The organism is Calditrichota bacterium, assembly GCA_020637445.1.
Classification (GTDB): Bacteria; Electryoneota; RPQS01; order RPQS01; family RPQS01; genus JABWCQ01.
This window is the reverse complement of the sequence record JACJVZ010000001.1, coordinates 442,300-457,289: the sequence shown is the minus strand read 5'-3', so window position 1 is coordinate 457,289 and position 14,990 is coordinate 442,300. Positions and strand designations below refer to the sequence as shown.

General features: G+C 55.1%; 14 protein-coding genes. All 14 read right to left on the bottom strand.

What is annotated here, in order from left to right:
- Positions 1 to 47: 47 nt before the first annotated feature.
- The 14 genes from H6507_01740 to H6507_01675 all read right to left on the bottom strand — a co-directional run bounded on the left by H6507_01740 (position 48) and on the right by H6507_01675 (position 14,971).
- Positions 48 to 2,114: a T9SS type A sorting domain-containing protein gene (locus H6507_01740; protein MCB9367823.1), complete on the bottom strand. Its 2,067-nt coding sequence runs from the start codon at positions 2,112 to 2,114 to the stop codon at positions 48 to 50.
- A gap of 164 nt (positions 2,115 to 2,278) precedes the next feature.
- Positions 2,279 to 2,869, bottom strand: a complete 591-nt coding sequence (gene nadD / locus H6507_01735) for a nicotinate (nicotinamide) nucleotide adenylyltransferase (protein ID MCB9367822.1) — start codon at positions 2,867 to 2,869, stop codon at positions 2,279 to 2,281.
- A complete protein-coding gene (gene bamD, locus H6507_01730; protein MCB9367821.1) occupies positions 2,866 to 3,642 on the bottom strand; it encodes an outer membrane protein assembly factor BamD in 777 nt (258 codons plus the stop codon). The genes nadD and bamD overlap by 4 nt, the downstream gene beginning before the upstream one ends.
- The gene (locus H6507_01725) at positions 3,642 to 3,878 is read right to left on the bottom strand and encodes a hypothetical protein (GenBank protein MCB9367820.1); all 237 of its coding nucleotides are present in this window, start codon (positions 3,876 to 3,878) and stop codon (positions 3,642 to 3,644) included. Before H6507_01725 ends, bamD begins: the two co-directional genes overlap by 1 nt.
- Positions 3,866 to 4,855, bottom strand: coding sequence for a hypothetical protein (locus H6507_01720; protein MCB9367819.1), 990 nt, complete (start codon positions 4,853 to 4,855; stop codon positions 3,866 to 3,868). The genes H6507_01725 and H6507_01720 overlap by 13 nt, the downstream gene beginning before the upstream one ends.
- Positions 4,855 to 6,354, bottom strand: coding sequence for an apolipoprotein N-acyltransferase (lnt, locus tag H6507_01715; GenBank protein MCB9367818.1), 1,500 nt, complete (start codon positions 6,352 to 6,354; stop codon positions 4,855 to 4,857). The genes H6507_01720 and lnt overlap by 1 nt, the downstream gene beginning before the upstream one ends.
- A 4-nt stretch (positions 6,355 to 6,358) precedes the next feature.
- Positions 6,359 to 7,387: a Gfo/Idh/MocA family oxidoreductase gene (locus H6507_01710; GenBank protein MCB9367817.1), complete on the bottom strand. Its 1,029-nt coding sequence runs from the start codon at positions 7,385 to 7,387 to the stop codon at positions 6,359 to 6,361.
- A 14-nt stretch (positions 7,388 to 7,401) separates the two neighbouring features.
- The gene (gene ruvX / locus H6507_01705; GenBank protein MCB9367816.1) at positions 7,402 to 7,821 is read right to left on the bottom strand and encodes a Holliday junction resolvase RuvX; all 420 of its coding nucleotides are present in this window, start codon (positions 7,819 to 7,821) and stop codon (positions 7,402 to 7,404) included.
- Between the two features lie 2 nt (positions 7,822 to 7,823).
- On the bottom strand, positions 7,824 to 8,150 hold the full coding sequence (locus H6507_01700) for an integration host factor subunit beta (protein ID MCB9367815.1): 327 nt from the start codon (positions 8,148 to 8,150) through the stop codon (positions 7,824 to 7,826).
- A gap of 65 nt (positions 8,151 to 8,215) precedes the next feature.
- The gene (locus tag H6507_01695; GenBank protein ID MCB9367814.1) at positions 8,216 to 10,474 is read right to left on the bottom strand and encodes a bifunctional (p)ppGpp synthetase/guanosine-3',5'-bis(diphosphate) 3'-pyrophosphohydrolase; all 2,259 of its coding nucleotides are present in this window, start codon (positions 10,472 to 10,474) and stop codon (positions 8,216 to 8,218) included.
- An 18-nt stretch (positions 10,475 to 10,492) separates the two neighbouring features.
- Positions 10,493 to 11,980: a replicative DNA helicase gene (gene dnaB / locus H6507_01690; protein MCB9367813.1), complete on the bottom strand. Its 1,488-nt coding sequence runs from the start codon at positions 11,978 to 11,980 to the stop codon at positions 10,493 to 10,495.
- Between the two features lie 51 nt (positions 11,981 to 12,031).
- A complete protein-coding gene (locus H6507_01685; protein MCB9367812.1) occupies positions 12,032 to 12,727 on the bottom strand; it encodes a uracil-DNA glycosylase in 696 nt (231 codons plus the stop codon).
- Complete coding sequence (gene coaBC / locus H6507_01680; protein ID MCB9367811.1) at positions 12,724 to 14,676, bottom strand: bifunctional phosphopantothenoylcysteine decarboxylase/phosphopantothenate--cysteine ligase CoaBC; 1,953 nt, start codon at positions 14,674 to 14,676, stop codon at positions 12,724 to 12,726. Before coaBC ends, H6507_01685 begins: the two co-directional genes overlap by 4 nt.
- Positions 14,666 to 14,971 (bottom strand): DNA-directed RNA polymerase subunit omega, encoded by a 306-nt coding sequence (locus H6507_01675; GenBank protein ID MCB9367810.1) that lies wholly within the window; start codon positions 14,969 to 14,971, stop codon positions 14,666 to 14,668. The genes coaBC and H6507_01675 overlap by 11 nt, the downstream gene beginning before the upstream one ends.
- Positions 14,972 to 14,990 lie beyond the last annotated feature (19 nt).

The window sequence follows — 14,990 nt, the reverse complement described above, 5'->3', positions numbered from 1 at the left end:
GGCCCCCGAAGTATAAGACTCCGGGGGCCATAATTTGTTGCATTTTGTTACTTAAGCAGCATCATCTTGCGCACAGACGTAAAGTCTCCCGCATCCAAGCGGTAGAAGTACAGTCCTGTTGGCAAATTAGCGCCGTCGAAGGTGGCATTGTAGGTGCCCGCAGAATAGCGGCCACTGGCCAAAACGGCCACTTCTTGACCCAGCATGTTCACGATCGTCAAACGTACGTTTGACTGAACCGGAAGCGAGAACTGAATCTCGGTGGACGGGTTGAAGGGATTCGGATAATTCTGACCCAGTGAGAATTCCGCCGGCAACGGCAGATCAATCTGATTGACGTCATCCGTCGCAGTAGTATCACCGACGCCGCGCAGAAGCACGACATAAGCCGTGTCGTTGAACGCGTTGCTGTAGATCGTAATCAGGCCCGGCCACGAACGGTGGATCGGCGGATCGAAGGTCACTGTCACATCATGACTGCCGCCTGCGGGAATCGTGAATGAAGTGGGTTCGATATCATACGCGGGAGTTACGTTCGGCGGAGACACCGCAACGTTTGAAACAACCAAAGGATCTTCACTTCCTTCATTGTAAATCGTCAGCGTCCGTGTGGCGGGCGGCCAGGCCGGATTCCAGTGACCGAAGTCAATTGTATCCGTGTTAGTCGCCACCACGGGGTTGGGATTCGAGGCTGAAGAAGAATCGAAGAACGCCTGAATGCAGAGGTTACCGCCGTCGTCAAAGAAGATCGAGTTGCCGCTGTTGGCAAGCTGATAGGCAATCGTATCCATTTGAGGAATGTCGGCGCAGTTCGGCGGATCCGTATCGTATCCCATGTTGATGCCGGTTTGGAACAGATATCCGAACGTAATTCCCTGTCCGTCAAAAAGGTCGATCGGCGGAGTTATGGGGATTTCGTTCCAGCCTTGAACAACTGCGGGCGTGCCGGTCCAAACTGTCGGGAACGTCGGCAAACCATTCAAGTCGTTCATCCAAATCATGAAGTTACCGGTGCCAGATCCACCAAGGTCAATGCGAATGCTGGTCAAGCGGGCGGGCCATTCATCGGGCTCAAGTTTCAAGGCCCAGCCGTTTCCTGCCGAGAAGCCGGTATACGAATCGGCACCTTCATCGTCGTCATAGCGGTACCAACGACCATTCCCGCCGACGAAGAAGCGCAGATAAGACATATTGTTGTCAGCGTTGTCGTCGCCGTCGGCAAGCACGTTGCACGAGGCAACATATTCACCTTCTGCATCAGGCGTGAAGGCGGCAGTCGAAGCAACAATCAGCGCACCCGGATCGAGATTCGTTCCAACGAAATCTTCGCTGAAAACTTCCGTCCCTCCCGGTCCGGTCACAGAGAATTCCGCGACATAAGCCGTTGCGGCCTGCGTTCCGATATTTTCGATCATTTGGTTCAACGCGACTTCTTCGCCTAAATGGAAGTTGAACTTAGGTTCGCCGTTGACGTCGTTATACAAATCACCTGCGGCCAAGTCCGTAAACACACCACCTGAAATGCCGCCGACGCGAATCATCCAGTCGCCGTTGGCAGCGGTATAGGTGCCGAAGCGGCCTGTTGTGGCAAAAGAGCTGCGGGACGCCGTGGGTGCGTTGTCATAAACAGGATTCCAGTGGCCATTGCCCTGAGTGCCGCCGGGAATCGGACCAAACACTACGTAGAAATCTTGGCCGCCTGCAACGTCAATCGTGTCGTTGAAATTGCGGTCCATAAACTCAAACTCGGGGAACGGGGCATTGAAGATTGCGTAGCCCTGCTCGCCACCGGGGGCCGGTGTAGCCGTGTAAACAAACGCAGAACAGGCAGGATCGACTGAGTTGCCGTCAATCGTGAGCAAATAGCAACTAATTATCGAAAAATCAACCTGCGGTGTGAAGCGAACACGAGCGTAAAAGTTCTGAGATGTGATTAGTGCTGCCGGTGCATTATTGTCATAAAGCAACGTGTCCGGCTGCGGATCGTCAAGCGCTCCGGATGGGAGCATACGGGTGTCCAGATCACTCGGCAATAGCACTGTCGCATTGTCCGAGGCCATGGCGGACATCGCAGTAGTTAAGCAAAGGAGCAGGAGCCAGTGGGTCCAACGCATGGGGGTCCTCCAATTCTTGGTATCTACAAACATATCAACAACTTCCGGGATTTTACCACCTTAAATGAAGTGAAATCAATAGGTGCCCTACAGGGGCCTAAACTAAAAGATAGGGAATTTGCGTGTGAAAGGAAAGAGATTTGTTAGCAACGGTCGCTTTTACTCTACCGATAGAGTTGGTGTTCTTCGATATAGTTGCGCACTGTTGCCGGCAGCCACGGAGAGGTGTCTTGCCCTCCGCGGATTGCCCTGCGAATCTCTGTAGCGGAAATCGGAATGAGCGGTGTCTCCAGAATCCGAACTCGGTTAACGTACTTGGACGGAGCATCAGCCAAGTCAACCCCCGGACGTCTCAAGGCGGCGACATGCGCGGTTTCGAACAGATCCTCGGGGTTTTTCCACTTTGGAAGCTCAACCAATGAATCGGCTCCGACAATGAGCCAAAGCTCTTTTGGCTCGTTTTCCGGAAACAACTTGACAACTCGCCGAATAGTCTCCGTCGTGTAGGCAGGTCCGTCGACACGTTCTTCGGTGTCAGAGAGCTTGAGCGCAGGGAATTCTGCCAACGCAAGCCTGAGCATCTCTTTGCGATGCGAATAAGGCGTCATCTCGAGATGCAGCTTGTGCGGAGGATGCGGATTGGGCAACATCCAAATTTCCGGCAATTCAAGTTCTTGGCGCGCAGCTTCAACCGTTCGCAAATGGCCGTAGTGAATGGGATCGAACGTGCCGCCGAAAAGCCCTAGCCTGATCATTGCTTTGCGGCCTGATCCTCCGTGGCGTGCAAACTACTCTCGATCGAAATGATTCGTTGCAAAAACTTGCCGTCCGGAAATCTCCGTTTGTAGTCCGCAACCGCCGCCACGGCCTTTTCACTTTCTTTCAATTTGACCAATGATCTCACTTTTTCGAACGCCGCTTCATCGGCATATTTCGTGTCGTAAAAGTCCGAGAGAATCGCGTCAGAGTAAATCACGGCCGAGGCATATTCCTGCAATCGAAGGTACAGCTTCAGCGCCATGTATCTCTTTTCGGCGAGTTTGTCGCGACACTTGCCCATGTACGTATAAGCACTGTCAGCAAACTCGTTTTGCGGATAGTCTTCGAGGTATCTTTGAAACTCGTCAAAGGCTTGCTCGGTAAACGTTTGATCGAGCCTGTAGTCCGGCGCCATTTCGTAGTTGCAGCGAGCTTCGAAATAGGCCGCATTGCCGGCAAGATGGCTTGAGGGAAACTGCTGAACCAATCTGCGAAAATCGTCCGCGGCAACGAAGTAATCCTGTTGTTCGAAGCCCGACAACGCAAGATAATAGTACGCCGAATCAATAAACGCCGAACCCGAGTAGTTCAACGTGATATCCCGCAGAAGCTGCGAGGCTTTGTAATAGCGTTCCCGCTCGAACAGACTTTTGGCGCGATTCCAGTCGCTGTCCGCGCCTTCGTCGGAAATGAACCTCGTTTGCGACGTGCATCCAATCAGGAGCGCCACTACGAGAATTAGGTATGCGTAGCTGAGAAATTTTGACATTACTTACTGCGAGCGGTGAACAAAATGATGAATACTCCGGCGGTCGCGCCGATGACCGTCAAAGGAAGGAGCCAGTTTACGGCAGGGGAATGGCTCCGGCTTGCGCTGGAATCATCCAGTTGGATCGACAGGGTCGTATCGGAAAGAAGCGAATCGCGTTCGGCAAGGTCGGTTTCAACCGCAAATGCAAGCGATGAAATCCAAAGCACTAACAAGAATCTGGTCAGAATCGCCATGCCAACGTCATCGTGGTAAACCCTTGCACCGGTCGTCCGGCATCATACAATATCCCCATCGCCGCCGACAAGACGTCTTCCGGGACTTCCAGCCGGTTATCGTGGTGCCTAAACCAATTTGCATCGAGAAGGCCAACCCCCGCCGTTGCAGCGGCACCACGGCTGCGAGTGAACAGGCTTCCTCCAGCACGCAAAGCCACTGCGCGCCATGGCCGCCACTCCGCACCGACTCGCGGCTCGAGAAAGCCAAGCAGGTCCGATTCGCTGAGGTTTGAGAGCTGAAATGCCAGGGTATATTCAGGGCGTTGGATCGCGACCGACGCCGTCGTTCCTTGATCAACCCGGCGGTCGAGCGGATGCAGCCAGCGCGGTCCGGTTACGGGAAACCTTTGATAGTGTAAACCCACTTGCATGCCGCGAGGTTTCAATATCACCCCGTAGCTGAATCCTTCACCATCGCCTTTAAAGCCATGCGAATAAAAATCAACGCGCCCGCCAACCCGCACACGAGGATGCAGAAGCAGATTCAACAGGACGCTTGTCTGATATTCTGACAAAGCGTGCTTGGAAGGGCTGTTGTCAAATCGCGTCGTTTCGTCACGACGCATCACAGGTTCCGCCAAAATTGCTGACGCTGTTGCCCAACGGTGCTTGGCCGATATGGATCGTACGAACAAGCTCGCCACGTCTCCTACCTGACTGACGGTCGAGCGCGTGTCCTTGACCTGATCAAGGTAATCCGCTATGGAGAGGAATCCTGATCCTTGGACCACTGCGGTGACTCCCGTGCGGGTAGCCTTTGGAAAGGCAATAAAACCGGCGGGGTTTGCACTGCCTTCGGAAAGCGAGCCAAACATCGCCGACGTCGCATTTCCCATCGCAAACGAGCGGGCAACGCCGGGTTGAATGAGGAGCGAAGTCCATTCGAATGCAAACGCCCGGCTGGCGAGCAACAGAACTAAGATCAGCCTGCTCATCATACTCCGGTCATACCGTAGCGTTGGGCCCGCATCCACACAATGGCCAGTACGACGGCGAACAATCCATAGTAAAGCATTGACCAGAGCTTTGCCAACTCAACCGCAAGTGTTACGTCTTGACGCGCTGGAACGTCGCCGCGGATGACTCCGGCTTTGTCGTATCCTAAGGATTCGACAAAACGGCCGCTGGGCAAGATCAACGCGCTGATCCCGGTATTGGCGGCACGGACAATGGACCGTCTTGTTGCTACGGCTCGTAATTTGGAAAGAGCAAGATGCTGGTAAGGGCCGCTTGAGTGTCCGTACCAGCCGTCATTGGTCACATGCCCAAAGAACTGCGCGCCTTTCTTAACAGCGTCCGCTGCGATATCAGAATATACAACTTCAAAGCAGATCAAACATGAAAACGGCGGAATCTTCTTGCCAGAGAAGACGACTACGGAATCGCCGGGTTTGAATTCAGCTTGTCCCAAGTGAAGGTCATGCAAAAATGGGAACCAGCGTTGTCCGGGGATGCGTTCGCCGAAAGGCACGAGGTGAATCTTGGCCGAACGCTGGAATCCGAACGTGTCCGGTCGAATTACAAACGCGGCGTTGTAGGGAATTTCCGTCCCGCCACTGACGTCGTAGTCCGTCGCTCCGGTGAGAATCGTGACGTTGTTTCGCTCCGCCACACTACGCAGCGTGTCGGCAGCCCATTGGCGAAACCGAATTGCCGTCGGAACCGCGGTTTCAGGCCAACAAACGAACTCTGTGTTTGAACCCGCCAAGCTATCCGTCAGCACGACATGATCTTCAAGAATCTCCGCCGCGCTCATCTGCCACTTTGTTTCCGCCGGTGTGTTTGCTTGTACACTGGCAGCATGAATCATGCGTGCCGTGGTGTCAACTTGATTCGCGCGGTATGCTCCCCAGACCAAAGGCAGCACGATCAACGCCAAACCGATTGCGAGGTAGGTGCGCTTGCGCGTCACCCAAAAAAGAAACAGCAGTGCGTTAACGGTCAGCACGAGGAACGCAATGCCCTGCGAGTCAATCCACTCCGCAATCTGCATCGCCGGATAGAACGCGGTCATCGGCATCGCCCACGTCGCCCACGGAAAGCTCAGTTCACCGGTGCCCCAGAACACCTCGAGTGCTTGATAACCGACCACAAACAGCATCGCCGCTTCGATCACGGAGAGATTTTTTGCCGCTCGATTTACTGCCCATGCGACCATGGCCCAAATCGTCGCAAGAATGCAGATCATTCCGAAAGCTGCGACAATCGAAATCCACAGGGGCGCGCCGGAGTTCAGACCGACCCAATAGAGGACACCGCTATAGAAAAGAACGCCGGCTCTCCAAGCCGGACCAAAGACTTTCGCACGCGTGGTGTCCGTCGCGGCGACCAGAAATGGAATCAATGCGACGTATGCCAGCGGCCAGATGGACACCGGCGGAAAGGCCAATGCACCGAGGATTGCCGCAAGCAGAAACCCCCACCGAGAATTCATGCGCTCACTCTTCCGCGCCGATAACGACTTCCCGATTCTCCGAAGCTGACTTGTAGGCGGCCTCAATCGCTTCCAAGATGTACGCGGAATCTTCCGGCACCGACATCGGCTTCGCCTTCCCCCCAATCACATTATAAAAATGCTCAAGTTCGTACTCAAACGACTTGTTATACAGTGTCTGCGATTTTAACTGCGGTCCGGCAGGAGTCACGTTAACCAAATTCCCGTGGATCTCTTTGGTTATCTTTAGCGGATTCAGTTCCGCGATTCCTTTGTTACCGCTGAAGACTGTCATCGCCGTGGATTCATCAGACATGTAGGCCCACGTCGCGTTGAGTTGCAGAGTCGCGCCTCCATGCAATGTGAAATACGCGGTAAACGTGTCTTCCACTCGCAGGTTGAGCCGGTCTTTGGAAATGCCCGCCGAAACACGCTTAATCTTTGGTTTGCCTAAAGTCCACCAGCAAACGTCGAGGAGCTGTAAGCCTAAGTCCATCAGCACGCCGCCGCCGGAAATGCGCGATTCGTGCAGCCACGGACTGCGGGACCACGTCTCTTTGCGCTTCAGCCACGACGCCCGTACCACTCGCACCGTGCCCAGTTCCCCGCCATGGACGAATTCGTGCAAAATCATCACGTCGGGGCGAAAACGCAGATTCATGCCCACCATCAGATAGCATCCAGCTTTCTTTGCGGCTTGAACCATTCGCTGCGCTTCGGTTGACTTGCGCGCCATCGGTTTCTCGACCAAGACGTGCTTACCCGCCTCAAGAGCCGCAAGCGTCAGTGCCATGTGCGAGTTGGTGGGAGTGTTTATGTGGACGGCGTCGATCTCGGGGTCGGCGAACATCTTCTCGGCATCACGGTAATACTTCGGAATTTTTGAGCGCTCTGCGAGCGTTGCGGCCTTTGCGTAGTCATTGTCCGCGATAGCCACGACATCTGCATATGCGCTCTTTTTCAAGAGAGGGATATGAAAGAGCTGGCTGACACCGCCCGCGCCGACAATACCGACTCTGAATCTGTCCGACATGACCGAGATTACTCCTATTCACGAGGTGTTTGATGTTCGTCCAAAAACGACTGCAGCAGCAATACCGCTGCCGCCATGTCGAGTTTTCCCCGTTGTTTCTTTTGATTGATTCCAGCCTGCGAAAGCGACCTGCTCGCCTGAAACGACGTCATCCGTTCATCCGCCATCATGACCTCGGGTCCCAGCCCGCTGATGCGGACGGCAAATGCACGGGCAGCCTGCGCGGACACGCCTTCTTCGCCCGACAAGGTCAGCGGAAGTCCAACCACAATGAGAGAGATATCCTCTTCGCCGATTGCTCGAACCAGCGAAGGCAGATAATCCGTCTCTTCGGCAGACCATACCGCGTACCCGACGGCCAGGCGCCGCTCAGCGTCCGAGACCGCTACCCCGATGCGACGCGTTCCCCAGTCCAAACCGAGGACGCGTGACATGCCTACTGCTCGCTCGGCGGAATTTGATCCAATGGAGTCTTGAGCGACTCCTTCAGAAGTTTTCCGGGTTTGAAATGCGTCTTCCGTCGAGCTGCAACGTAGATAATCTCGTTGGTCTTGGGATTACGCGCTTTCGGTTTCGGCTTCGTCTTCTTAACTTCGAACACGCCAAAATCACGAATCTCAATTCGTAACTCCGCTTCGTCTCCTGCCATGATCTGGCGCAGCACGGTGAACGTATCGTTGACCACCTTGGCCACCGTATCCGGACGCTCGTTGCTGAGCACGGCTACACGCTCTACCACATCTTTCTTGATGTAAGTTCGCATTCAGCCTCCTCTGCTTTCCTGTGCGATTTGGTACTTGCTATGTATTGAACTAATTTCAAAATCTCTTATGCCGGTTCGATGCCCGGAACGTCCTCATCCAAACGCTCGACGTGGAGCACTCCGGGTATCGCGCGAACGCGTTTGAGCACGCGCTGCAAATGAAGCAGTGATTTCACTTCGAGCACCAACCGGCCTGAAGCGAAATGGTCTTCGCGTTTCATTTCTATGTAGAGCAGATTCACGTCCTCCTTGGCTAACGCGACCGTGATGTCGCCCAAGAGTTGGGCGCGATCTTCGGCCGTGACGCGCACGCGGACGTTGAATTTCGCTTCGCGGTCGGCGTCCCAGTCTACGTGTATGTTGCGCTCGGGCCGTTTCATCAAGAACGGGATGTTCTTGCAATCCACGCGGTGCACCACGACTCCGCGGCCCGTACTGATAAATCCCGTGATTTGATCTCCGGGAAGCGGCTGACAACACGTGCCGAAACTCACGGCAACTTGGTCCATTCCGTGAATGCGGATACCGGTGTCGCTGCCCTTGACGCGGCGAATAACTTTTGAGAGAACATTGGAAACCGGCCCTGCCGGCGACGGCTCGGGAGCCAGTTTGCGAACCACGTTCTCGACAGTCAGGTCACCCGAACCAATCGACGCCAAGAATCCCTCGAGCGAATTGTGACCGAACAATTGCGCGGTCTCCGCGAGGTCTTTGTCCGTTTTCTTGATTCGCAAGCGAGTCAGCTCGCGCGACAGCATTTCCCGGCCCAGCTTCTGCGATTCTTCGAAGTGCTGCTCCTTGAGCCACTTCTTGATCTTGTTGCGCGCGCGGCTGGTCTTTACGAACTGCAGCCAATCGGGGTTCGGTTTTTGGTTCGGCGAGACGATGACCTCGACCAAATCGCCCGATTGCAACGTCGCCTTGAGCGGCGCGATGTGTCCGTTAATCTTTACGGCCATCGCATGCAGGCCGACGTCGGTATGCACGGCGAACGCAAAATCCACGGGAGTCGAACCGACAGGAAGCGTCAACAGTTTGCCGCGCGGCGTGAAGACGAATATCTCGCCTTCAAACAAATTGATCTTGAGATCTTCAAGATACTCGCGCGAATTCCCCGGCTCGGACTGGTTGTCAAGCAGGCCGCGCAGCCATTCGATTTGCCGGTCGAGCTCCTTGCGGCTCTGATCGCCTTCTTTGTAGCGCCAGTGCGCGGCGATACCGTATTCGGCACGGCTGTGCATGTCTTCAGTGCGAATCTGCACTTCGATCTTACGCCCGTCGGGACCGAAAACTTTGGTGTGCAGCGACTGGTACATGTTCGACTTGGGAGTCGCGATGTAGTCGGTGAACTTGTCCTGAATCGGCGTGTAGAGCGAGTGCACGATTCCGAGCGCGAAGTAGCACTCTTCCATCTTCGGAACGATAATGCGGATCGCCAAAAGATCGAGAATCTCTTCGAACGAGTAGCCGCGCGTCCGGATTTTGTTAAAGATCGAATACAGATGTTTGGGACGGCCCACGACTTGACCGCGCACGCCAGCTTTGCGAAGCTCGGCTTGAATGCGGGCGCTTTCACGTTGGATGATGCGCTCGCGTTCGGTCCGTTTCAGCGAAACTTTTTCCGCCAGCTCATGATACGCGCGCGGCTCAAGAACTTTGAACGCAAGGTCTTCAAGCTCCCATTTGATCTGATAGACTCCGAGCCTGTGCGCAAGCGGCGCATACACGTCCATCGTCTCGAGCGCGATTCGTTCCTGCTGTTTGCGCGTCATGTGGTCGATCGTGCGCATGTTGTGCAAACGATCGGCGAACTTGATCAGGATCACACGCAAGTCGTTGACCATCGAAAGCAGCATTTTGTGCAGATTCTCTGCCTGCTGCTTCTCTTTGGACTCATACTTAAGCTCGGGAATTTTGGTGACGCCGTCGACCATCTTGGCGACTCCGTCACCGAAATTACTCCGCAACTCTTCCATCGTGGTCTCGGTGTCTTCCACGGTGTCGTGCAGGAGTCCCGCGGCGATGACGTCTTCACGCATGTGCAATTCGGCCAAGATCTCCGCGACGGCCAGCAAATGCGTAATATAGGGCTCACCCGAAAGCCTGCGCTGGTTCTTGTGCGCATCGTGTGCGAACAGAAAAGCGCGCTCGACTAAGTCAAGATCCGAATTTGGAAAGTTTTGATAAAGAGCAATACGAATCGTGTCAACCGAACGCAGAAACTCCGCATCGATCCCCTCATATCGCGGACCGACCAGCGGCGGCAAACTTACAGGAGACTCCTGCGGAAAAGCTGCCTCGAGTTTTTGTGCTGCATCGGCCATGGTACTGCGCAAAGCTGCTTAGAACGGGTTATCATCTATTGGCGGCAGAGAGTTGTCACCGTAATCTTCCGTCGGTGCTCCGGTCATTGGAGGAACATCCGATTCGAGCGGCGCGAACATCGTATACTCTTTGATGAATGACAGCGCAAGCGATCCTGTCGGGCCGTTACGGTTCTTCGCTACGATGATCTCCGCCAAACCGTCAATCGGGTAAGACTGCGTGCCTATTTCGTACGTCGGGTCTTTCTTACCCTTGAACAAATCTTTGTAATATTCCGGACGGTAAACGAACATCACGACGTCGGCGTCCTGTTCAATCGCTCCGGAGTCGCGCAAATCCGACAGCAGCGGCCTGCGGTCTCCGCCGCGAGATTCCGGCGCGCGTGAAAGCTGCGACAGAACAATGATCGGAATCTTCAGCTCTTTGGCGAGATTTTTTAGCGACGCGGAAACATAGGCGATCCACTGCTGCTGGTTATCCACCATTTTCGGCGGCGTTATGAGCTGCAGGTAGTCGATCACGATCAGGTTGATTCTGTTTTCCAGCCACAACTGGCGCGCACGGGCACGCAGCGTGCTGATATCCAAACCGGGTTGATCGTCAAAGAACAGATGCAGGTCGGCCAAGCGGCCGGCGGACATCGACAGTCTGCCGTATTCTTCCTTGGTCATGCGGCCCGTTCGCACGCGCTGCAAACTGATGTGGGCTTCGCCGGACAGCATACGCAGCACCAACTGACGTACGTCCATTTCCAAAGAGAAAATTGCGACGCGCGCATCGCCATGATGCGCGGCACCGGTTGCGATGTTCATTGCGAGAGCAGTCTTACCCATCGAGGGGCGGGCGGCGATGATGATCAACTCGCCAGGATTAAATCCCGTCGTGAAATCATCCAAGCGCGAGAAGCCCGAAGACACGCCGTGAACATGGCCTTCACGCTGCTTCATGTGCTCAATGTGGTCAATCGTCGTCTTGACCGCGTCGAGCGACGTCAAGGCGTTGCGACCGCGGCGGCGGCCAATCAAGTCCACCAAATCGCTTTGAACTTTTTCAAAAACATCGTCGGCGCGCGCGGTAGGTTCGCTGGCCTTCGAGACGGCTTCGGCGCTCAACGAGATCACGTTGCGCAACAACGCTTTTTCGTGCACGACCGCGGCATAGTGCTCTATGTTTGCGGACGTCGGAACTTCGGCGGCAAGTTCGCTCAAGAACGGTACGCCGCCGATCTCTTCAAGTTTACTTACTCGGCGCAACTCGTCCGTGACCGTGATCAGATCAATGGGCTCGCGCCGCTGGTCGAGCTCGCTTATGCAATGAAACAGCGTGCGATGATTCGGCTTGTAAAAAGAACTTTGCTCGACTAAATGCGCGACGCGCGCAAATGCCGCTCCGTCAGAGAGCAATGCACCCAGCAGCGCGCGCTCCATCTCGGGAGCTTGCGGGGGAACACGGACGCCGGAAAGATCGGGCGTTTGCGAACGCTCTGCGTATGCGGGGTGAGCCAACGGGAAAATCCAATTTACAAGTTACAACTTACATTGAAGCTGCGCGCAACGTCATCGAGGAAGTTTGTCGTACAACTCGCGCAGTAATTTGAAGTCCGCGTCGCCGTGAACTTTTTGCGACATGTTGCGCAGGTAGTAAGCCGGATGGTACGTGACCAGAAGCTGCATACCTTCCCACGGAATCACGCGACCCCGCAGCTCCTTCATCGGCTGATCCGTTCCAAGCAGTTCGTTCGCCGCATGTTTTCCCAGACAAACGATGATGTCGGGACTAATCAGAGAAAGCTGCGTTCGTAAGTACGGCCTGCAGGTTGCTTTCTCCGACGGCAGAGGGTCGCGGTTCCCGGGCGGCCTGCATTTCAGCGTGTTGCAAATATAGACCTGCTTGCGATCGAGTCCTGCCTCGGACAGCATTTCATTGAGCAACTGCCCCGCTCTGCCGACAAACGGAATGCCCGTTTGATCTTCGTCGTGTCCGGGAGCTTCGCCGACAAATACGATGCGCGCTTGGGAGTCACCGTCGCCGAAAACGAACTTCGTGCGAGTCTTACCCAGTTCACACAGAACGCATGTATTGATTTGCCGTTCGAATTCTTCCAGATTTTTCGGCAAAGGAACCACCGAGTCATTCAACACACGCAATTCGCGCGGTGCGGAAGATTTTTGTTCGGTTTTGCGCGGCAGATAGATATCCTCTTCAAAGAGCGACAGAGTCTCGAAATAGTCTCTTACCGCGCGGGAACTCATTCAACGGTTTCGGCAACTTCAGCGTCAGCGGATTTCTTCGCAGATTTCTTCTTGGCCGCCTTGGCCTTGGTGGTCTTTGTTGAAGTCTTCTTGGCCGTTTTCTTCGCGGCTTTCTTCTCGGCAGCTTCAGCGACTTCTTCAGGAGTCTTCTTTACCGCCTTCTTTCGAGTCTTCTTAGCCGCTTTTTTGGCAGGAGCCGCAGCTTCAACCGGCGTGCTCTTGGTCTCTGTAACCTTTGGATCGGGAGAAACTTCTGCCGGGCGCGCTTCAACGGGAGCGGCGGTTTGCGTTTGTCCTGATTGCTGCGCAGCCAATGCCGCCAAGCGTTCGCGGCGTTCGCGAACTCGTCTGCCGCCGCGGCGAGATTTCTTTTTGGCGGCGGTTGCAGCTTGTTGAGCCGGAGCCTCGGCTGGCGATTCGGCAACAAGCGGCTGTTCTTCGCTTGCAGGCGCCGCAGTGTCCACCGGCGCCGACGGAGCGTGTCCGTTTTGCGGAGCGGCAACGCGCTCTTTGTCTTTCTTTTTCTTCTTGTGTTTGGACTTCTTCTTGTCGTGCTTGGGTGCTTCCGGTTTGGAAGTTTCCGTACCTTCCTCGATATCCAAGCCTTCCAAATTCACAAGACCGTGCTCTTCTTCCATCGCATCCGGCAACTCGGGCTCGAAGTCCAACTCAAGATCGGGCTCCACGTCCGGTTCGGGAAGCGGATTGCGATAGAGTTCCATCACCGCATTCAGAATCTCGCGCGCGACTTCACGCTTGGATTGCAGCGGCAAGTCCTGTACACTGCCGTTGCGGTGAATGATAAAGACCTGATTCGTCTCGACCTGAAATCCGCTTCCTTTGGCCAGTGGATTGTTCGCGACGACGATGTCCAAATGCTTTTCGCGAAGTTTTCGCAACGCGTTGTCCAGCACGTTTTCGGTTTCAAGAGCGAAACCGACGATCACTCGGTTGCCTTTGTTCTTGGAGATGCCGCGCAGAATATCTTCCGTTGGAACAAGATTAATTTCGGGGTCGGGATCGCCCTTCTTGATCTTGTTCTGCGCAGTCTGGCCAAAAGTGTAGTCGCTTACGGCCGCCGACATCAGCAAAATATTGCAGTAGTGAAATTCGCGCTTGACGGCTTCGGCCATTTGATGAGCGGTCGTGATGCGGGTCAGACGCACACCGCTCGGGGGAACAACTTCGCTGGGACCGGAAATCAAGGAGACGTCCGCCCCACGTTCCCGCGCTTCTTCAGCCAGCGCAAAACCCATTCTGCCGGAAGCGCGATTGGTCAACACGCGCACGGGGTCCCAACTTTCTTCCGTGCGGCCACCGGTGACCAACACCTTGACGCCGCGCAGGTCTTGCGGCGCGCTCAAGAGATGCTTCACTTCCGCGAAAATTGTCTCGGGTTCAGCGAGTCGTCCGATCCCCAGATCTTCACCGGGGCGCGCCATCTCTCCGTCTTCGGGATTGACGATGCGAAATCCTCGCGTGCGCAGCGTGTTGAGATTCTCTTGCACGGCAGGATTCGCCCACATGCGCGGATTCATCGACGGACAAATTACGCGACGGCGCTCGTAGGCCAAGAGTGTGGTCGTGAGCAGATCGTCACCCAAACCGCAAGCGATGCGGCCAATGTGATCCGCGGTCGCCGGAGCGACGACAACGATTTCCGCCCAAGACGAAAGCTCCGTGTGCCACGGAGACTCTTTCCCGTGTTCGGGAAACATTTCCACAAACACGTCACGGCCGGTAACGGTTTCAAAGGACAACGGAGCAACGAATTTGGTCGCGGCAGAGGTCATGACAACCTGAACTTTTGCTCCTGCTTTCATGAGCAACCGCGCAACTTCGACGGCTTTGTACGCCGCGATGCCCCCCGTTACACCTAAAAGAATTCTTCGACCGCCAAGCTCTCCCGAATAGCGCGCATCCCGATCAGGACGGCGGTTACTCTTCATAGCGCTTCTCGATCTTGCCGTCCACCATTTCGCCGATGGCGAGGACAACTGGTTTCGTGAATTGAATCTTCTCGCGCTCGATCTCTTCGATCTCTACGGAGTCGTCGCCGCTTTCGGCGCGGGCGCGCGCGGCGGCTTGCTCGAGCACTTCGGTTTGGCCAAGGTGACGGTCGATGCGGCGCTTCTGCAACTCGCCGATTTGGCGGGCGCGACGCGCAATTACCAGCACCGCTTCATAGACGTTTTCGGCCTTGCCGACGAAAGATTCGGGATGTGTTTCTCTTGTGTAAGCCATGTTTGTTTCGTTAAATGAC